The sequence below is a fragment of the Acinetobacter sp. 8I-beige genome (assembly GCF_902505955.1).
Classification (GTDB): domain Bacteria; phylum Pseudomonadota; class Gammaproteobacteria; order Pseudomonadales; family Moraxellaceae; genus Acinetobacter; species Acinetobacter johnsonii.
In genome coordinates, this window is the sequence record NZ_LR732790.1 from 1,262,643 (window position 1) to 1,281,832 (window position 19,190).

Sequence of the window (19,190 nt, forward strand, 5' to 3'; positions counted from 1 at the left end):
GAAACACGCATGTTTGTGCGCTTGTTTTATACCTTACGCAAATACGGTGTTCCCGTCTCGACGCGTGAACTGATCGACCTGAATGAAGCTGTTGCTTCAGGTTTGGTCTTTGCCGATCAAGAAGAGTTCTATCAACTCGCCAAAACGATTATGGTGAAAGATGAACGCTTCTTTGACAAATTTGACCGAGGGATGAAGGACTATTTTGATGGGATTTCAACTTTTGATTTAGATGATTTACTCAATAAAGTTCAAAAGTTACCGAAAGACTGGTTCGATTTAGAACTCTTAGAAAAGCATCTAACTCCTGAGCAGCGTGAAGAATTAAAGAAAGCCGGTTCATTAGAAGAACTCATGAAAATGCTGGAAGAACGTTTACGCGAGCAGCATAAGAAGCATCAGGGTGGAAACAAGATGATCGGCACTGGAGGAACTTCTCCATTTGGTGCTTATGGTGATCATCCTGAAGGGGTGCGTATTGGTGGGCCGGGACGTAAACGTTCTGCTGTAAAAGTTTGGGAACAACGTAAATATCAGAATTTGGATGATGATCAAATTCTCGGAACGCGCCAAATGCAGATGGCATTGCGTCGTTTGCGTAAGTTTGCCAGACAAGGTGCGGCTGAAGAGTTAGACATCGACGGTACAATTCGTGAAACCGCGAAGCAAGGCATACTCGATGTGCAGCTCGTGCCTGAACGTCGTAATCGTATTAAGGTGCTGATGTTGTTCGATGTGGGTGGATCGATGGATTCACACATTGCACAATGCGAAAAACTGTTTAGTGCAGCGAAAACTGAGTTTAAAACCTTAGAGTATTTCTATTTCCATAACTGTTTATATGACTATGTTTGGAAAGACAATGTACGTCGCTCAAGTACCCGTATGAATACATGGGAATTATTCAATACCTACGGACGCGACTATCGTGTAATTGTGGTTGGGGATGCTTCTATGGCACCTTATGAACTCAATTCTGTGGGTGGTTCGGTTGAATATATGAATGATGAAGCAGGAAATGTCTGGCTACAGCGTTTACGCAATCATTTTGAAAAAACAGCATGGTTGAATCCAGAAGAAGACCGTTATTGGCATTACACTCATACGATTGGTTTGATTAAGCAAATTTTTGAAGACCATATGTACCCAATGACCCTCAAAGGCGTTGAGGATATGACCAAGTATTTAGCACGATAAAGCTGGAAAGAAAGCGCATTTTAAGAATAAGGATCATAAAAAATGGATCATCAAATTAATGGTATTGCTTTGCCGAATGACGCGGGCTTTTTTGGCAACTATGGTGGTCAGTTTATCCCACCTCACTTAAAAGCGGCAATGGATGACATTAAAGTCGCCTATGAACAAATCCGTGAAACCGAAGCGTTTCAAACTGAACTTGCTGAACTGTTTGCGCACTATGTTGGTCGTCCGAGTCCGTTGTTTTATGCAAAACGGTTATCTGAACAGTTGGGCGGGGCGCAGATCTATCTTAAACGTGAAGACTTAAACCACACAGGCGCACATAAAATTAATCACTGTTTGGGTGAAGCGCTGCTTGCAAAATATATGGGTAAAACCAAAGTGATTGCAGAAACGGGGGCAGGCCAACACGGCGTTGCATTAGCAACAGCCTGTGCTTTGGTCGGGATTCCGTGTGAAATTCATATGGGGCAGGTGGATATTGAAAAAGAACATCCCAATGTCGTCAAAATGAAAATCCTTGGAGCAACACTCATTTCAGTGACACGTGGTACTGCAACATTGAAAGATGCTGTGGACAGTGCTTTTGAAGAGTATTTAAAAGATCCAACCAATTATATCTATGCTATTGGTTCGGTTGTTGGGCCACATCCATTTCCAATGATGGTCCGTGACTTTCAGTCGATTATTGGTAAAGAAATTAAAGAACAAACCCATGAGCGCTTTGGTGCGAACCCAGATTATGTGGTTGCATGTGTGGGTGGTGGTTCAAATGCTATGGGTGCTTTCACCGCATTTTTAAACGATGCAGATGTGAAACTAATTGGTGTAGAGCCTGCTGGTCATGGTCTTGATACCGACATGCACTCGGCAACGTTAACCTTAGGCAAACCAAGTCAAATTCATGGTATGGCGTGTTATGTACTTGAAAATGATCAAGGTGAACCTTTACCAGTACACTCGATTGCTTCAGGTCTAGATTATCCTGGCGTCGGGCCTCAGCACAGTCTACTGAAAGACTTGGGTCGTGTTGAATACACCACTGCGACTGATCAAGAGTGCTTGGATGCGTTTATGCGGTTGTCACGAGTTGAAGGGATTGTCCCTGCGCTTGAAAGTTCACATGCCGTGGCGTGGGTACTTCGTGAAGCTCCAAAGTTGGCCAAAGATATTAAAATTGTGGTGAATGTATCTGGTCGTGGCGACAAAGATGCAGACTATGTCGCTGCAAAATTAGGTCTGAATTAAGGTTCAAGTTTTTCATATTTACATAGAAATCCCTGCTTAGAGCAGGGATTTTTTATGATCTTGGTTTTATCTTTTTATCATTAATAGCCAATGCTGAGTATATGTTTATGGTTTAACACCTAAACATTAAAACTTAACCTGAAATATACTGTTGTAGTTGCTCAATCAGTTTCTTTTGATCATCCATTGCCGCTTTCACCAAGTCACCAATAGAAATGAGTCCTAATAATTTATCTTGTTCAACCACGGGCAAATGACGTAGGTGGCGGTCTGTCATAAGGTCTAAACATTCTTCAACCGTAACTGCTGTTGTGACCGTTAGTACTTTGTCTGTCATAATTTCATTGACTGTGGTTTGCTTCGAACTACGTTCCATCAACATGACTTTGCGCATATAGTCACGTTCGGACAATATACCTACAACGCGTTCTTCGTGTGTGACCACAAGTGCACCAATGCCTTTATCTGCCATAAGTGAAATTGCTTCAAGAACAGTGGCTTCAGGGCTGATGGTGTAGATTGCTTGATGTACTTTATCTTTTAATACTTGAGCAACATTGGTCATAGGGCATATCCTTGGTTGTGGTTATTGTTTTATATTTAAATTAGCGCGATTTAAAAAAAAAGCAAATACTTTACAGTCATAGCTCTCAATAAAATAATAAGTTAATTACGTCTTATTGTTCTTAATGAGCCTTAAGCTGGCGACAGAATACGGTCATTGAAGAAAAAGTGACGCATTTGAGACGTGCTGAGCTTCATACGCTTTGTGCCATTACATAGCGCAGGGGTGACTTTTAAGCGTGACAGAGTAGGCAGTAATGCGCTTTGGAAATCTTGTGGCGTGATTTTTTTAGGAATATAGTTTGGCCAGTGCAATTGAGCATATTGGTGTGCGTGTAAACCATTGAGCCAAAAAGGGAAAACATAGTCATCATGATCTGAGGTCATCGCCCAGCCTTGCTGTTCAGCGTTGTAAAGCCCCCAAAGAATACCGCAGTACATCATGCCTCTTAGAATATTGATTTTTAGATATAAATGATTTGAAATCGGTTGTAGTTTCAAAATTTTGTACATAGCGTTATGTCATTAAGGAACATGACGCTATTTTAAATAATTAAGATGAAAGTTCAGTGTAAGCTTTGCATAACTATGTAAATAAATATGTCATATCAAAATGTTAGGCTCAAAAAAACGCCACCTAGGTGACGTTTTATTATGCTTTCATGGTGGCAAGCTGTTGCCAGTATTGTGCTTTCAGCGAGTCGCGTTCTACGCGGAAACCTTGATAATAAAGTTCTGCCAAAAACAGTGCTGCTTTACCGTGGCCAGCGCGTGCAACGCTTTCTAACTGTTGTACTGCTTCTACAAAGTTCATTTGTGATTGAATGGTGTTTACTGCATCCGCATACGCATGTTCTAAGTCATGATGAGAGATTTGTTGAATCATATTAAGCTCCTTATTCTAATTATGATCACTTAAAGGTATTTTTACCTTTAGATATAAATATCACGCTAATGTTAAATATTTATTACAAATTGCTGGAATTGTCAAATATATTATCGAGTATTCTTCATCTTATTTTGTTTACATGATTAAACAATGAACAATCAAAAGATTGAATATGATAATAAAACAGGAAACTGTATTTTATAAGGAGAATAACATGACAAATACATTAGACGGTTTTGATTTTGATATGCCTCCAACTGTTTCTCAAATTGTAGCGTTGGCGCAATATCACCGAACACTATTAGATGAAGCAGTTTTCCATCAAGAAATTCATCTTGGGGATTTTTGTTTGGCACAACGTAAACGAGTTTATGATTTCACACGTCAGCTTGATGAAAATCAACGGGTTGATTTTTATGAAACATACAATGGGGAGCTAAGACGTATTGCAGATGACGATCCTGCACACCCTGCAGATGCAGAAAATGGTGTTGGGGCTTTCGCCATTATGATTGCATTGGGGGTAATTGCCTTGGTGCTCTATTTTGCAGTTATTCGTAGCATTGTTGGTTAGACTTTTGCTTTACAAACAATCTGACTTGCTGAAATTATGTCCTCTTTAGCATTAATGGGGGCATTTTTCAGCATTTCAACTTGTGATTATGCAATTCGCTACTTACACTAGTTTCACTAGAGGTAGGTTATGCACATTGCGATCCAAAAAATTCTTAAATTAAAATCACAGATTACACTTGTACAAATTTATAATGGTTTGATGGCGTCGATCATTATGCTCATTGTCGTTTTATCGAGTATTGCTTTATCTCGCCCCATTTCTCCAAGCCAATTTGAAAATGTAAGTCGCTTATCTCATCAAGCGACTTTCCCAGAAACACAAGAGATGGCTCAAGATCTGGTTTTGGAAAACCAGATCTCCTATATTGATTACTTTAGATTAATGCAGGCTCATCAGTTTGAGCAGAATCGGGCGAAGCAGCTTCCGGCATTGGCTCCGGAGGTTCAATAATCGCAGGAATTTGATCAGGATGCGGCATGCTTTGCTTAATATTCGGGTCAAGATTCAATTCTAAAATATGTCGAAGTTGCTCTTTATCTAAAGCATTACTGACAATCACAAGGGTAAGACTTTCAGGGTGAATGTGTTTACGTATTGCATTTTGGACATCTAAAGGCGTGATCGTAGCTAAACGTTTTGGGTAGTCGGCTAAATAATTCGCATCTTGTTGATAAAACCCTATAGAGCCCAGTTGTGCGTTGATGTTTGCATTGCTGCTATAGCTGTTAGGTAGGCTGCGTAACATACCGGCTTTAGTTTCTTCTAACTGCTGTGCATCAATTGGTTGATGGGCAAAGTCAACTAGGGCTTTATGCGCCACTTGTATGCTGTCCATGAGCTGATCTTGCTGGGTTGAATAACTTAGACTAAAACTTCCAGCCGCTTGGCTAAATGTAAAAGCACTGTTTGCTCCATAGGTGTATCCACGCTTAACGCGTAGTTCTTTCATTAAAATGGAGCTAAATCCACCCCCACCCAACATACGGTTAGCTAGTTCGAGCGCTAAACGATCCGGATCATCCCGCGTGGTTGATAGATGTCCCATGGTGACATGGGCTTGAGTTGAATTAAACACAATATGTTGAATATCAAAGTTAGGTTTATCTTGCGGTAGGGCGAGTGGCTTTGCTGCTTCACCTTCTGGGAGGGCTGCACTTATTCGTTCAGCCAGTTTCTGTGCTTGTTTCACACTGAGTTGGCCTGTCAGTGCAATATTCATATTTTGACTAACAAGGAATTCGTCTCTGAATTTTTTTAAGTGCTGAGTCGTAATTTTTTTAATACTGCCATTGGTTCCTGTAATCGGTTCCGCATAAGGATGTGAACCGTAGAGTACGCGATAAAAGCGAATACTCATCAATCGACTCGGACTTTCTTTCAGCTGTTTCTGACCTACTTGGGTATTACTTACCATCAAACTAATACTGTTATTTTTAAAAGTAGAGTCTTTTAATACTTCAAGCATGGTACTTACCGCAGCATCTAGTTTTTTAGGGTCAGACAGCGAACGCAGTCGAACCACAAACATGTCACGGTGTGCAGCTACGCTAAAACGAGCCCCGACTTGCTCAAAGGCATTCGCGATTTCAACTGCATCATGTTGTGTAGTGCCTTCATCGATGAGTTGTGCCGACATATTGGCAACGCCATATAATCCTTTTTCTACTTCTATATCTCGTGCAGAGCCTGCATTAAAGGTAAGTTGAATATCCACCATAGGTAAGGCGGGTGACTCAACAAATAGACTTCGAACTTTGTATTTGTTCTTAAGTTCATGTACATGTGGTGCTGTATAAAGGTCGCTAGTTAGAACTTGTTTTAAGCTTTGTAGAGAAGCAATAGACTGTAATGTACGTGGGTCATCATTACTAATACTGCTTGTACTTACATCTGCAATTACATTGGTAGTGCAAAAGGTAGACATGGTAATAAATAATAGGTGAAAGATGGTCTTTTGATTTTTCATTATTTTGTGGCCTTCTTTTCTGGTTGAAGGTACAACGTACTTAAGTTATTTCTGATAAAAGCAGTTTGAGCAACGTGCTGAATATCTTCAGGCGTAACCGCGTCAAAATGCTGTGGAAGCTGATCCATTAGTCGATAATTCAAGCCATTCACGGCTAAGTTTCCAATCATCTTTGCTTGCCCGACTATGTCATCTTGACCATAAATTAAGTTTGCAACAAACCGTGTGCTAATCCGTTCAAGCTCTTGTGGTTGAACAAGTTCTGTTTTGAGTCGCTCAATTTCATATTCAATGGCTTTTTGTAGCTCAGGAAGTTCCACGCCAGTGACTGGAAGTGCGGAGATACTAAATAGACTGTCTCCACGGTTATAAGGGTCATAACTGACACTCAGTGCGGTTGCTAATTTTTTGTCGCGTACAAGGCGCTGTTGTAATCGAGAGCTGATCCCGCTATCTAATAAGCTTCGAATAAGTGTGAGCGCGTAAACATCTTCTGGATTGCTTGCTGTTGCAAGTGATTTGACATTCCAAGCCATATATAAATTTGGCACCTCAACATTGGTATTTTTTTCCATGTGACGGTAGCCAATGTTCTCAAACTCAGTCACATCATTGCGTACAGGTGTTGGATGACTTTTGATGTCGCCAAAGTATTTTTGAACTTGTCTGAGGGCGGATTCTGCATTGACATCACCCACAATCACCAAGATCGCATTGTTTGGGCTATACCATTTTTGATACCACTGTTTCACGTCATCTAGACTTATATTTTGCAAGTGTTTCATGTGCCCAATGACGGGTTGACGATAGTGGCTTGTGGGATAAGAAATCCATTTGAAACGTTCGAAAGCGAGTGAACGTGGGTTGTCATCGGTACGCAGGCGTCTCTCCTCCATCACCACTTTAATTTCAGGGTCAAAGTCTTGCTTACGTAGTAAGAGATTGCGCATACGATCGGCTTCAAGCTCTAGAGCCATCGGGAAGTAAGTTTTAGGATAAAGCTGATAGTAATTGGTGTAATTGGTAAATGTTGCGGCATTTACTGTACCGCCATAGATTCGGCTTAAGCGACTGAATTCGTCATTGGGAACTTTGGATGTGCCTTTAAACATCATATGTTCTAGTACATGCGAAATACCCGTTATATTTCCAGACTCATCAGTGCTACCGACTTTGTACCAAATTTGGGTCATGACCATTGGGGAGCGGTGATCTTCACGGATAATCACCTGCAAGCCATTGCTTAAAGTGGTTTCAAAACTACTGCGGGTAAGTTCACTGCGTATTTGTGCATGGGTAGTTATAGGTAAACAAAGTAGAGTTAAACCCAGTGCAACTAAACTTTTTTTATAAGAATGCGTGACTAATAAGTGATGCATATAAAATTTGGGCTCAGGTTGAAGTGAAAGCATTTCAATAAATAACCATTCTTAAGAAAAATACGAAGTAGATCAAGCGCCAGAAGTATTGATTTGTTAAGTGTTTACATAAAGTATTGTTGCTAAGCGAAAGCCTATCTTTTATGGTAGAATCCGTCTTTTTTAACGCAGTGCTTTTCAAGGATTCGGCATGCAACAGCAATCTAATGAGCAGAACAAATTTTTGATTGATGCTGATATCGGGGATGACGATATCACATTACCAAGTTTACCTGTGGTCAATGTGCCAATCGTTGAAACAAAAGAGCAAACAGTTGTTAGTCCAGTTGTGGTTGCTGAAACAAGCGCAGAAGAAGTAGATGCATCTGCAAAAGGCGGTTTCTTTAGCCGCATGAAAGAAGGGTTAACCAAAACCCGTAAAAACCTTGCCGATGGTATGGTCAATATTTTGATTGGTGGTAAGGAAATTGATGACGAACTGCTTGAAGAGGTTGAAGAGCAGCTTCTAGTAGCCGACATCGGTGTAGATGCAACGAAAACCATTATTGCTAACTTGACTGAACGTACGGCACGTGGCGATTTAATTTACTCGCACTCACTATATAAAGCACTTCAGGAAGAGTTGGTGGCTTTACTAGCACCACGTGTGAAGCCTTTACATATCGATCCAAACAAAAGCCCTTATGTGATTTTGGTGGTGGGTGTAAACGGTGTGGGTAAAACCACAACCATTGGTAAATTGGCAAAACGTTTACAAGGTGAAGGCAAGAAAGTGATGCTTGCTGCGGGAGATACTTTCCGTGCGGCAGCGACTGAGCAGCTTCAAATTTGGGGTGAACGTAATAATATTGCCGTAGTAGCCCAAGGCCATGGTGCTGACAGCGCTTCCGTAATTTTCGATGCGTTTGAAAGTGCGCGTGCGAAAGGTGTTGATATCTTGATCGCAGATACCGCAGGTCGTTTACATAACAAAGGTCATCTCATGCAAGAGTTGACCAAAGTAAAACGTGTTATGCAAAAAATCGATGCGACCGCGCCACACGAAGTTATGTTGGTGGTCGATGCGGGAACGGGTCAAAATGCGATTAATCAAGTAGAAATGTTTGATGAGGCAGTTGGTTTGACAGGCCTGACGATTACCAAGCTCGATGGTACTGCGAAAGGTGGTGTACTATTTAATATTGCCAGTCGTACGCATGTTCCAATTCGCTTCATTGGTGTCGGCGAGAAAATTGACGACTTACGTCCTTTCTCTGCAAAATCCTTTGTTGCTGCTTTGTTCGAAACAGAGAAATAAGACTCAACAATACTGTTTTTAAAGTGTTAGATCAGTCACATAAACTCCGCTAAATGCGGAGTTTATTTTTTGATTCAATTTGTTTGTTTTAAAAACAAGCATTTAGAAATCACGCAATGAATATAAGTGATTCTCCTGAGATTACACTAGTACCTAACACAATAGGCATCACTGTATATTTTGGGGAACACGGTATGGCTTTATTACATAAAATTGGACAAGTTCTAACAACTGACTTAACCAAAGACTTAAAATTTAAAAAAAATCACGAAGAAGACCTAAAACAAAGCACATTTATCGATCAACTAAAAAAGCGACGTAGTATTTATGTTTTAGGGAAGCGTGTGCACTTAAGTCAGGTGTATTTAGCTGAATTGATCCAAGAGGCTGTGCGAAGTTGTCCTTCGGCACATAATTCACAAAGTACTTGTATTGTGATTTTAATGGGTGACGCGCATCATCACTTTTGGAATATAGTAAAAGAAGTGCAGCGTAAGTTAGTCCCTGCGCATATTTTTGCTGGTGCAGAACTGAAGGTTGATCAATGCTCGGCAGGATTTGGTACAGTTCTATTCTATGAAGATCAGCAGATTATTCAACAATTACAAAAGAAAATTCCTTTTGATGCGGCAGAATTTCCAATTTGGTCAGAGCAAGTTTCAGGTATGGCCCAATATGCTGTATGGACTTGTTTAGCAGATGCAGGTTTGGGTGCGTCATTACAACATTATAACCCGAGTATTGATGCTGATATCTCCAAGGTTTTTGAGATTCCAAAACATTGGCTGTTACGTGCGCAATTGGTCTTTGGTTCGATAGAGGAAAAAGCTGCTGAAAAAGAACATTATAAAGATGAAGAGCGCTTTATGATCTATGCATAATGACACGGAATAATCTTTAGTGGTTTCTAGATCAAGTTTTGTATTGCTATGGCATATTGTTCTATTTTTAAGACACTATGTCGCTGAATTAAGCATGTTCAAATTCAAAATAATAGCTATGATGAATATGAATCTGCATATAACAAGATCGTGAGATCGCTGAGGAAAATAACATGTCATTTTTAGACCACATCAAACAACGTCGTACCATTTACGCTGTTGGTAAAAATGTTGCATTAACACCAGAACAAATTGAATCTGTAATTAAAGAAGCGGTAAATCACAGTCCGTCTGCATTTAACTCACAGACTTCCCGTATAGTGACTTTGTTTGGTGAGTCGCATTTACAGTTTTGGAATATCGTGCGTGAAACTTTACGTAAAATTGTTCCAGAAGCTGCTTTTGAAGGTACAAATACCAAAATTAATAGCTTTGCTGCGGGTTATGGCACGGTTTTATTTTACGAAGACCAAGATGTTGTAAAATCATTGCAGGAACAATTTGCGCTTTATGCAGATAATTTCCCAGTGTGGTCTGAACATTCTTCTGCAATTGCTCAATTTGCCGTATGGACTGCGTTATCTGAGCAAAATATTGGTGCGTCATTACAGCACTACAATCCAATCGTAGATGCTGAGATTGCAGAGATCTTCGATATCCCCGCAAATTGGAAACTCCGTGCTCAACTTGTTTTTGGTTCGATTGAAGCACCTGCAGGTGAGAAAACATTTATGGCGGAAGTGGATCGCTTTAAAACATTTAATTAATAGCTAGTCATTAAAATGAAAAAGAGCAGAGTTGATCTGCTCTTTTTTTGTTTAGGGATTTATCTTTAAAATATCAAAGCTTAGCAATATATATTGTAGTTGCGAGTTGGTTCTAAGCTCAGAAATTGTCATAAAATTGTCATTTATACACTGCATAGTGCAACTAAACTTTAATAAATCATCGATAGAGTGTAAAAATGACCTTACGCATAACCCTTGTAACAGCAGCATTGATGTTGAGTACTTCAGTATTTTCAGCAGTGACTATTACTGCCCCAGAGGAAATAAAAATTGAAGGCTTAAATGGGCAAGAGGTTAAGAGTCGTTTATTCAGTTCTGACAATAAATATAATATTGATGCAGGTGAGAATATTATCAGTGTTCGCTATACCCAGTTTTTTGAAGAGCATCCAGGTATTGGCTCACACGATATCGTTCGCTCAGGGATTGTGAATATTAAGACCCCAATTTTACAAGACCAACAGTCTTACCGTTTGGCACTGATCAGTCCTCCGCAAAACCATGATGATGCCAAGGCTTATGCTAAGCAGCCGATTTTTGGTCTCTACAATGCCAAGAATCAGTTACTGGTTGAGCAAAAGGGCAGTAAAACTCAAAATGCAGGCATTCTTCAAAATTTATTTAGCGACGCACCAACCGATCTAACTCAAAAAGCAACGACATTGGTACAGCCTGCACCGGTCTATACGTCACAAGCTGTTATTACTAAAGCTGGGACAGAGAAACAAAAAGATTTAACAAGTTCTAGCAATGCTCAACAATTAATTGCTACTTGGAAAAGTGCATCTAAATCTGAACGCCAAGCGTTTATGGCTTGGCTCGCTGAACAAGCACAATAGCCTATTCATTCAAAATAAAAACAGCATTAGCTGTTTTTATTATTTAGATAGTGCATTTAAATAATGGATAATTTGACAATATCGACTAAAATTTAATCCAAAACATTTATTTTGATTTAAAAATGACCAGTCAGGTGGGTTTTTTAGATTATTTATATAAATGCGCTTGCGCTGCAAATAAAACTGTATAGAATACGCAGCACACCAACGCAATGTAGTGAATAACTTAAAGCGAAGGTCTTGCTGATGACGAATCAGTAAGAAGATCATTAAGAGATTATGAAGAACAACTTGTGTGGATTTTTACTGATTGATCGATCGAAAATATTTCATTGATTGAATGGTAAAAATTACTCGAAGTTTATTCCTGATAGAAATCACTGAATCTGGAAAAATAATTATTCCAAGATAAAAAAAGGGAGTTTTTAAACTCCCTTTTATTTTGGCTCAGAGCCGAATGTCGCATAACGTAATTTTATGTTAAATCCGATACACCTAACCATAACTTCATATCCTTCTTACTTAAACCAAAATTCAATAACTTAAGTGATTTCTATTTCACTTATAAAATATGATATGTTGACCTTAAGAATACTTCATAAACTTTACTATGTTTGCTTTAAAAACACTTCATTTAGAAAAGAAAGTCTCAAACGAAAATCAAATTATTCTTTTATTTGATCTAGATTCATCTTGTCCATGTTTATACCCTATGCTGTACACAATGAAGTTCCTTAGATTTCAAAGCATATCTACGCAGCATGCAGATTTGATAGCAATAAAATTTTGGTATGAATTTTGGTATGAAAAGTTTTCGACATCCTTTTGTGAATCTTTCTATTCGACATCCTACAATTTTGAGATCATCCAAGTTGAAATTGATAATTTCATTGTCTATTTAGAAAATAATAAAAAAATTGATAGCAATCTTATTCGGCTAAGAAATACAGACCATACCAATTACACAACAATTGGCCATAGAATTAGATCCTTTCTAAAGTTTTACAACTTTTTGATTGATGAATACTTAAGCATCCAATCACAGCCACAACTCACGTTAAAAGAAATTCAAAAAATTAAAGAAAACTTGAATAAATATATGACAATAAAGAAAAAAATTATAAATAACTTTTCAAAAGCCAATAAAACAATTAAAAGTGAGATAAATCATAATTTTAAGAGTATGAATCAGGAAATGATTAAAGGATTGTATTCAGTTATTTCACCGAGCAACTCTAATAGATACAATGAATTAAACCCTTTTAGATCTAAAAGTGTGCAACTCAGAAATTTTCTGATCATACATCTCATGCTTAATTATGGTCTCAGAATTGGTGAGCTTATGCTACTAACAACCAATTCTATTAAAAAATCAATTCAGAATCATAGTTTTAGTTTAATTATTACAAATACAGATGATGAGTTCGATGAACGATCAAAAAAGCCAAAAATCAAAAATGAATATTCGTACCGAGTAATAAAACTACAGGAACGAGACTATAGAATTCTTCAAATTTATATAAATGAAATACGAAAAGAAATTCCTTCACAAATCTTATTTACATCTTTAAAGCCTCCCTACTCTGCTTTAAGTTATGCCAGTGTTAAAAAGATATTTGATCAAGTAGATTTGTCATTAAAAGCATTGTTACCTGAGTGTTTTGATACTTCAGCTTATGATTCAATAGAACGTCTAACTCCACACGTATGTAGACATTCTTGGGCTTATATGATGTTAAGTTTTTCTTTTGAGAAATATAAGAAAGAAAATGCTAGTCACTCTTATCTCAAACAAAGTGTAAATGATGCTCTACTAAAAGCACAGGATGATCTAAGAGCCTTAGGTGGTTGGTCACCTACAAGTACAATGCCTATATATTATGGTAAACGCTTTATTGTAGAACGAGCTAATTTTATGAATTTGGCTCGGATAATAGATTCCAGTATTAAATTTTGATTGATAAAAATATGTCCCAACTTAGTCTAGATTTTGAAAAAATTGATAATAGCCATAGTGAATTTATTATTTTCCACGATGCTGATCTTAGGCTTATAGAATCTTTACACTTGCCGACAATCATTCGATTTCATAGAGCTGATAAATTTGATAGCAAGTTCGTTCAAACATCTAATGATGTTTGGAATTTTTCTTATTCAGGGAAAAAGCTTCACTTAAACTTCTCAAACTTCAGCACGCCAGAGAAAAAATTGGCTAAATTTTTTCTAGCTAATTACATTCAAGTTAATACACCATCTGCACTTGAAGCTAAATTACAGGCTTACACTTTTACAATCAAGTCGCTAAAAACTAGAAACTTAAAGCTTGATTATCAGAATGCGAAATCTGTATTGGTTGATTTAGCAAAAGCCGATAATTCTACATACTATTATCATTTTAAGTTTTTGGTGAAGCTACTATTTATCGAGAACTTTTCATGCTTTGGTCTTGACCACGAATACGAGTTGGAATTTCTTGAACGTCCTCAAGCATTTAATTCAAAATTATATTACCAACAATACGAAGATTCTATTGATTACCCTCTTATTTCAATGATTCAACAAGGTTTTATCAAGTTAAACCAAGTTATCAAGGATGATTTTCAAAGTATTGATAATCAAGAACTACTTTACTCATCAATACTTGGTTTAGTGTATTTAACTGGTCTTAGACCTGTGCAATTAGCTAAGTTATCTGCTGAAGATATAAAAATAGATACCACACGTACGATAGATCAATTCCATCGCTATAGCATACTAATTCCTTATGCAAAACAAGCACGTTATGTACATGAGAAGATAGCTGTAAAACTTCCAGAAGAAGTTGCTGAAATCATCATTGCTTATATCGCAAGATTTAACTTAAGTCCAAAAGATAAGTTATTTGATTTAGGTGAAAATTCTGCACGCTCTTGCTCAAAAGCGATTAATACACAATTATTTGATTTTGCTCCCGAAGAGTACAAAGAAGCTGTTCTTGCAGGTGAAATGATAAAGCAAAAGTACTCATTTTCTGATTTTAGGCATCATGTTGGCTATAGTTTGGCAATGGCAGGGTCTTCTGCTGAGGAAATTGCATATATCTTAGGTCATTCTTCTGTAGTGACAGCTAGACATTATATTTTCTCTACCCCTGAACTTGCTCAAATTAGAGCACAGGCACTTGGGAAAAATTCCTTATATCGACAAATGATCGCTATGCTTCTCACTGGAAGGTTAGTTTATAAAAAAGATTGGAATCAGAAAAAAGTTCTTGGAAATATTGGTAGCAGAATTCATTACGATATTGGTGGATGCTCCTACGAAGATAAGTGTTTATTTCAACCTGTACGTAACTGCTATGGTTGTATGTACTTTCATCCTTTTATTGATGCTAATCATAGTAATGTTCTAGAAAGTATTCAAAATGAGATTAATGATCTAATCAGACTATCTGACGGTATCGGTGTTTCTAGAAATCCTTTAATTAGAGTTCATGAATCAACAAAATTTGAAATCGAGTCTGTAATAGCTCGTTGTGCTATGCATAAGGAAGATCATGATGAATCTTGAAAAATATAACGCATTCATCAACGAACAGAAAGAATACTTTAATCAAAATTTACAGGCGAACTTCGAGTGTAGTTGGAGTGATCCATTATGGTATGGAGGAACAATAGGTTCTGGCTGGTTATTATCTAGAAGTGGGAAAATATATTTTAATTTTGAAAGTATTAAAAGATTAAATGGTGTAAATAGCTGCAATATTAATGAAGTTTTTCAATATTTTATTAAAGCAGTTTTAATTCTTAGCTATAGAAAATCAAACGCTAAAGCATCTCCTCAAAAGCTATGTGCAGAGTTCTATGTTTTAAAGCGCTGGTACAGCTCACTTCATGATATGGATAGATCAAAAACACATCCCTATTACTTATCAACTTTAGTTTTAAATAATTCTTTTGAAATTCTTGTAGAAAACTCCAGCAAAACAAACCTTCCAGATCATGCAGGTTCATACCTCAGATTACAGGAAATGTTAAATCACTATTGTTTTACTGAACAACCATTAGAATTTTCTCAAAAATATCTTTACACAAGTTCTCATAATAGAACCCCAAATGCCAAGAGAACAAAAGCTTTAATAGAACAATTAGAGCTTGATGAAGATGATATTGATAAAGATAAGCTGATTTCTATTCGGACGTTTATAAATATTGTGTCCTTAATTAGTTTGTGTGAAACGAATGGTGAAAAGATTGTTCTTAATCTTTTATTATTACTGATTGTCACAGGCTTACGATCAACGGAAGCAATCCTTCTAAAAACAGATGCATTAATCAAACAATCTATTCTTGATCCAGTAACAAAGGAGCATCTAACTTTAGATGGCTTCAAACAATACACTTTGGGAATTCAATATCATGGTGCTAAAGGTGCTGGATTTAGAATACATTGGGTTGAGCCCTTATCTGCAAATTTAGTAGAGACAATATTTCAATCAGTATTAAGTCTTACCCAAGAATATAGAGGTCACCTTAAATATATTAGATCAAAAAAAAATTCAGATTTTTTACCAAAATCAATTGATGAAATTAGTGAAGATTATTTAGAAATAGATGACCTGATTGGAACTATTTTTGGAGTTAAAGATACCTATAGAGGTCGAGCTGGACAGCGTGAAGTTGTTATTAAAACTCTTAAAAATGTACCTGTTTTCAAGGAGATTAAATCTGGTCAAAGAGTTGAAAGATATTATTTAAAGCATGATATCAATAATTTAATCAAAGGGTTGGCAAATTATGACTCTGAATACCCTATAGATCATGTTTTTAATTATGAAGGAAAAATGGAAAAAATTGCTTATGAAGATCTACTTTTTATTCATGAATTTAGATCAGCAACACTACGAAGAGCCTTTATTAATAAAACAAACATTATTCCTTTAAATGTAGTGTTAGTGAATAGCTTTTTAGGGAATTCGTTAAGTACATCTGTTTTTGAAAAATATAATTTATTAGAAAATGAGACTGAACATTCAAAGCTTACAAGTCATATACCACGCCACAATATCAATACTTTCTTAGCCCTCAGTGGTTTGGCTGAACATCTACAAGCAATGCTAATGGGGCGTGTGGACATTAAGCAAAATCAATATTATCAACACTTAGCTTTAAAACAACGCAAAGTCACAGCCAGTTTGCTAGAAAAACATGAAGTGGCACTTTACGAAAATGATAAACAAGAACTAAAGCCAAACTATCCAATTGATTCTATCAAAAATGATGGATTAATGTACTTTTCAGACCAATTGGATCTAGAAAATAATCTAAAGAAGAATTTACAGACATTTGATTCCAAAAATGAAGTAGCAAGTTATGTAAAGGAATCTTTCTTTGATGAATATTTCCAAGATATCGCTGAATCTTTTAATGAGTTGGTTAAAGAGGATCAATCATTAGCCAATTCATTAGTTCAACGCCATGCTTGTTTACACCCCTTGCCTTTTGGTGGATGTATGCGTGAAGTCGCTGTACACGATTGCCCTAAACGTCTTGCATGCCAATCAGGTGATCAATGTGGAAACTTTTCTTTAACTGGCCGTAAAGGTGAATTAGAAGCACTACAATATACTTTGAATGAATTGCTAGATAAGTTTTCACATATAGAGCAAATCGTAGCCCATGATTTATCTTATAGAGAAATGCTTGAGGATTTACGTCAAAAAATACTTTATTTAAGTGACTTAAAGACAAAAGCACTTAATAGACAAAATAGTTTAACGCCTATTCCAGTTTTTCCTTATGGAGATGCGATCGCTAAATTACCAACAACTTTAAGTGAACTGTTTGCCATAGAACAGCAAAAAATCGAATCTAAGGAAGCCTGATATGTTACGTGGTAAACAATTAGATGAAGTCATCGAACAAGAATTACAAATAATGCTGGTGGAAGGTTTTGAGAAATCTCCCATTTCGCACAAGGCTCTTCATAGCCGTCTAACAGCTAAGGGGTATATATCAGGTGGGCTAAGTACTTTGAGTTCGACTGAAAGGAAAAAGCTCATATCTCTGTATATATCTGAGCAAATTTCTCCACTGCATTTAAAGACTAAAGAACAACAACTTTATGTGAATAAAAAGACAAGACAGGCTCTTACGGATACCAATAAAAATCTACGCACACAAATTGATGATTTGGAGTCACAACTTCATAAGAATACAGAAACACTTATAGATATTATAGAAGAGGTAAAGTTAAGAACTAACTTGAAGATAGATCATCTACTAGCTCCTCACCTTCTCAAAAAATATTTATCACGGGAGTAATATTTTAGGATCAACATTGAGTGTTTGTGAGATTTGGTAGAGTTTTTCAACAGTAATGCTGACTTCACCCCTTTCAATTCGTCCCAAATAGCTACGATCAATCGTTGTTAACAAAGCTAATTGCTCTTGACTAATAGACTTATTTTTTCGAGTTTCCCTTATGTTAGAGCCAATCGACAGTGCTAGTTCTTGATTCATAGGTGATAACCATAAATACAAGAACTATCAAGAATTGAAGTGTTTTAATCCACGGACTATAATCCTCATTATTTGTGTAATGAATATGGAAATTCAAACCTTACCAATGTTTAAAGAGCTATCACGCGTATTTTGTAGCTATAGAATTGAGTCATGGCAAACTGTAGATTTCTGGGATAAAGTTAAACTTTTAAAAGTAGTAGATAGTAATGTTAACTATCAAAGTGTTTATCGACTAATACTTCGGATGGTTAAAGAAGGCTATTTAACAGTTGATGTTGAAAAAAGCAAACATGGGCAAAAAATTTATACAGAAGCCGATAAATTACATGACCTCCGTGCAGAATTTTGTATTGAATCCACGTCGACTATTCAAGAATTAAATCTAATAAAAAATGAATTTGAAAAAGAAATTACTAACCTTGAAGAAGAAATTAGTGCCTTAGAGAATTTAAAAGGTCAATTTACTGATCTACAGTTTAAAATTGAACAATTAAAGCAAATTAAAATAAAAGAGATTAAAAGCTTACAATCGCAGACAAGAGCAATTATATCTATAATCCAATTTTGTTTATAACTCGCTCACTTTATTAGCTAAGTTAACCATTTTGCTTCACGGTTTAATAAAATATCTTCATCTGAATTTTTTATAATATTTTTTAAATCAATAGATTGAAGTTCATCATTTTCATCGAATTTCAAATAGTTACTATAATTTTTCAATAATTGAATAGAAGCGATTCTTGAAAAGCCATATTCTTGTATAGCCATATTTTTAGAGTTTGTTGTACCATATTCTAAAAACTTTGCTAAGTTAATTCCTGAGAGATCTTCACCATGAATAGATTTACATAATTGAAAAAAATGGTTGACACTAGTTTCTAATTTAAAACCGATATCATTTTCCAAAGTTGAAATTACTTGAGATATTTTTATATTAATATGTTCTGGGTCATTCTTATTGAAATCAAATTTCTCGTAATTTATATAAATTGTATTACTATACTCAATTGAATCATTAATAATATTATTAATTGATTTCCCTCTAACCCAAGAGTAAGC

19 protein-coding genes are annotated in these 19,190 nt (G+C 36.6%); 12 read left to right on the plus strand and 7 right to left on the minus strand.

Annotated elements, in window-relative coordinates; all coding sequences use genetic code 11:
- Nucleotides 1–9 precede the first annotated feature (9 nt).
- Together GVX98_RS06025 and trpB are read left to right on the plus strand one after the other, a co-directional pair.
- Nucleotides 10–1,197, plus strand: a complete 1,188-nt coding sequence (locus GVX98_RS06025) for a VWA domain-containing protein (protein ID WP_159127519.1) — start codon at nt 10–12, stop codon at nt 1,195–1,197.
- Between the two features lie 42 nt (nt 1,198–1,239).
- Nucleotides 1,240–2,448, plus strand: coding sequence for a tryptophan synthase subunit beta (gene trpB / locus GVX98_RS06030; RefSeq protein ID WP_159127520.1), 1,209 nt, complete (start codon nt 1,240–1,242; stop codon nt 2,446–2,448).
- A 133-nt stretch (nt 2,449–2,581) separates the two neighbouring features.
- On the opposite strand, the gene GVX98_RS06035 is transcribed toward trpB, so the two are convergent.
- The 3 genes from GVX98_RS06035 to GVX98_RS06045 form a co-directional block, all read right to left on the minus strand.
- A complete protein-coding gene (locus GVX98_RS06035) occupies nt 2,582–3,013 on the minus strand; it encodes a CBS domain-containing protein (RefSeq protein WP_159127521.1) in 432 nt (143 codons plus the stop codon).
- A 131-nt stretch (nt 3,014–3,144) separates the two neighbouring features.
- On the minus strand, nt 3,145–3,525 hold the full coding sequence (locus GVX98_RS06040) for a DUF2750 domain-containing protein (RefSeq protein WP_004984635.1): 381 nt from the start codon (nt 3,523–3,525) through the stop codon (nt 3,145–3,147).
- Between the two features lie 139 nt (nt 3,526–3,664).
- On the minus strand, nt 3,665–3,898 hold the full coding sequence (locus GVX98_RS06045; protein ID WP_004697075.1) for a hypothetical protein: 234 nt from the start codon (nt 3,896–3,898) through the stop codon (nt 3,665–3,667).
- Between the two features lie 217 nt (nt 3,899–4,115).
- Here GVX98_RS06045 and GVX98_RS06050 point away from each other — a divergent pair, with 217 nt between their 5' ends.
- A complete protein-coding gene (locus tag GVX98_RS06050; RefSeq protein ID WP_004984633.1) occupies nt 4,116–4,475 on the plus strand; it encodes a hypothetical protein in 360 nt (119 codons plus the stop codon).
- Between the two features lie 376 nt (nt 4,476–4,851).
- On the opposite strand, the gene GVX98_RS06060 is transcribed toward GVX98_RS06050, so the two are convergent.
- Entirely contained in the window at nt 4,852–6,444 is a 1,593-nt protein-coding gene (locus GVX98_RS06060) for a pitrilysin family protein (RefSeq protein ID WP_159127522.1), read from the minus strand.
- Entirely contained in the window at nt 6,444–7,823 is a 1,380-nt protein-coding gene (locus GVX98_RS06065; RefSeq protein ID WP_159127962.1) for a pitrilysin family protein, read from the minus strand. Before GVX98_RS06065 ends, GVX98_RS06060 begins: the two co-directional genes overlap by 1 nt.
- A gap of 190 nt (nt 7,824–8,013) precedes the next feature.
- Here GVX98_RS06065 and ftsY point away from each other — a divergent pair, with 190 nt between their 5' ends.
- From ftsY to GVX98_RS06105, 8 genes are all read left to right on the plus strand, one after another.
- Complete coding sequence (gene ftsY, locus GVX98_RS06070) at nt 8,014–9,120, plus strand: signal recognition particle-docking protein FtsY (protein ID WP_159127523.1); 1,107 nt, start codon at nt 8,014–8,016, stop codon at nt 9,118–9,120.
- A gap of 194 nt (nt 9,121–9,314) precedes the next feature.
- On the plus strand, nt 9,315–10,001 hold the full coding sequence (locus tag GVX98_RS06075) for a nitroreductase family protein (RefSeq protein WP_159127524.1): 687 nt from the start codon (nt 9,315–9,317) through the stop codon (nt 9,999–10,001).
- 173 nt (nt 10,002–10,174) lie between these two features.
- Complete coding sequence (locus GVX98_RS06080; RefSeq protein ID WP_159127525.1) at nt 10,175–10,768, plus strand: nitroreductase family protein; 594 nt, start codon at nt 10,175–10,177, stop codon at nt 10,766–10,768.
- Between the two features lie 197 nt (nt 10,769–10,965).
- Entirely contained in the window at nt 10,966–11,628 is a 663-nt protein-coding gene (locus tag GVX98_RS06085; protein WP_159127526.1) for a DUF2057 family protein, read from the plus strand.
- A 610-nt stretch (nt 11,629–12,238) separates the two neighbouring features.
- Nucleotides 12,239–13,585: a site-specific integrase gene (locus GVX98_RS06090; RefSeq protein ID WP_159127527.1), complete on the plus strand. Its 1,347-nt coding sequence runs from the start codon at nt 12,239–12,241 to the stop codon at nt 13,583–13,585.
- Nucleotides 13,586–13,596: 11 nt separating this feature from the next.
- Nucleotides 13,597–15,177 (plus strand): site-specific integrase, encoded by a 1,581-nt coding sequence (locus GVX98_RS06095; RefSeq protein ID WP_159127528.1) that lies wholly within the window; start codon nt 13,597–13,599, stop codon nt 15,175–15,177.
- Nucleotides 15,167–17,491 carry a hypothetical protein gene (locus GVX98_RS06100; protein WP_159127963.1) on the plus strand — a complete coding sequence of 775 codons (2,325 nt, stop codon included), beginning with the start codon at nt 15,167–15,169 and terminating at the stop codon, nt 17,489–17,491. The genes GVX98_RS06095 and GVX98_RS06100 overlap by 11 nt, the downstream gene beginning before the upstream one ends.
- Before the next feature lies 1 nt (nt 17,492).
- Entirely contained in the window at nt 17,493–17,930 is a 438-nt protein-coding gene (locus tag GVX98_RS06105; protein WP_159127529.1) for a hypothetical protein, read from the plus strand.
- On the opposite strand, the gene GVX98_RS06110 is transcribed toward GVX98_RS06105, so the two are convergent.
- A complete protein-coding gene (locus GVX98_RS06110) occupies nt 17,919–18,128 on the minus strand; it encodes a helix-turn-helix domain-containing protein (RefSeq protein WP_151801463.1) in 210 nt (69 codons plus the stop codon). The two genes, GVX98_RS06105 and GVX98_RS06110, sit on opposite strands and share 12 nt — an antisense overlap.
- Nucleotides 18,129–18,213: 85 nt before the next feature.
- On the opposite strand from GVX98_RS06110, the gene GVX98_RS06115 reads away from it, so the two are divergent.
- A complete protein-coding gene (locus tag GVX98_RS06115) occupies nt 18,214–18,705 on the plus strand; it encodes a hypothetical protein (RefSeq protein WP_171503304.1) in 492 nt (163 codons plus the stop codon).
- 17 nt (nt 18,706–18,722) lie between these two features.
- On the opposite strand, the gene GVX98_RS06120 is transcribed toward GVX98_RS06115, so the two are convergent.
- On the minus strand, nt 18,723–19,190 hold a 468-nt coding region (locus GVX98_RS06120; protein WP_216070678.1), incomplete at its 5' end, for a hypothetical protein.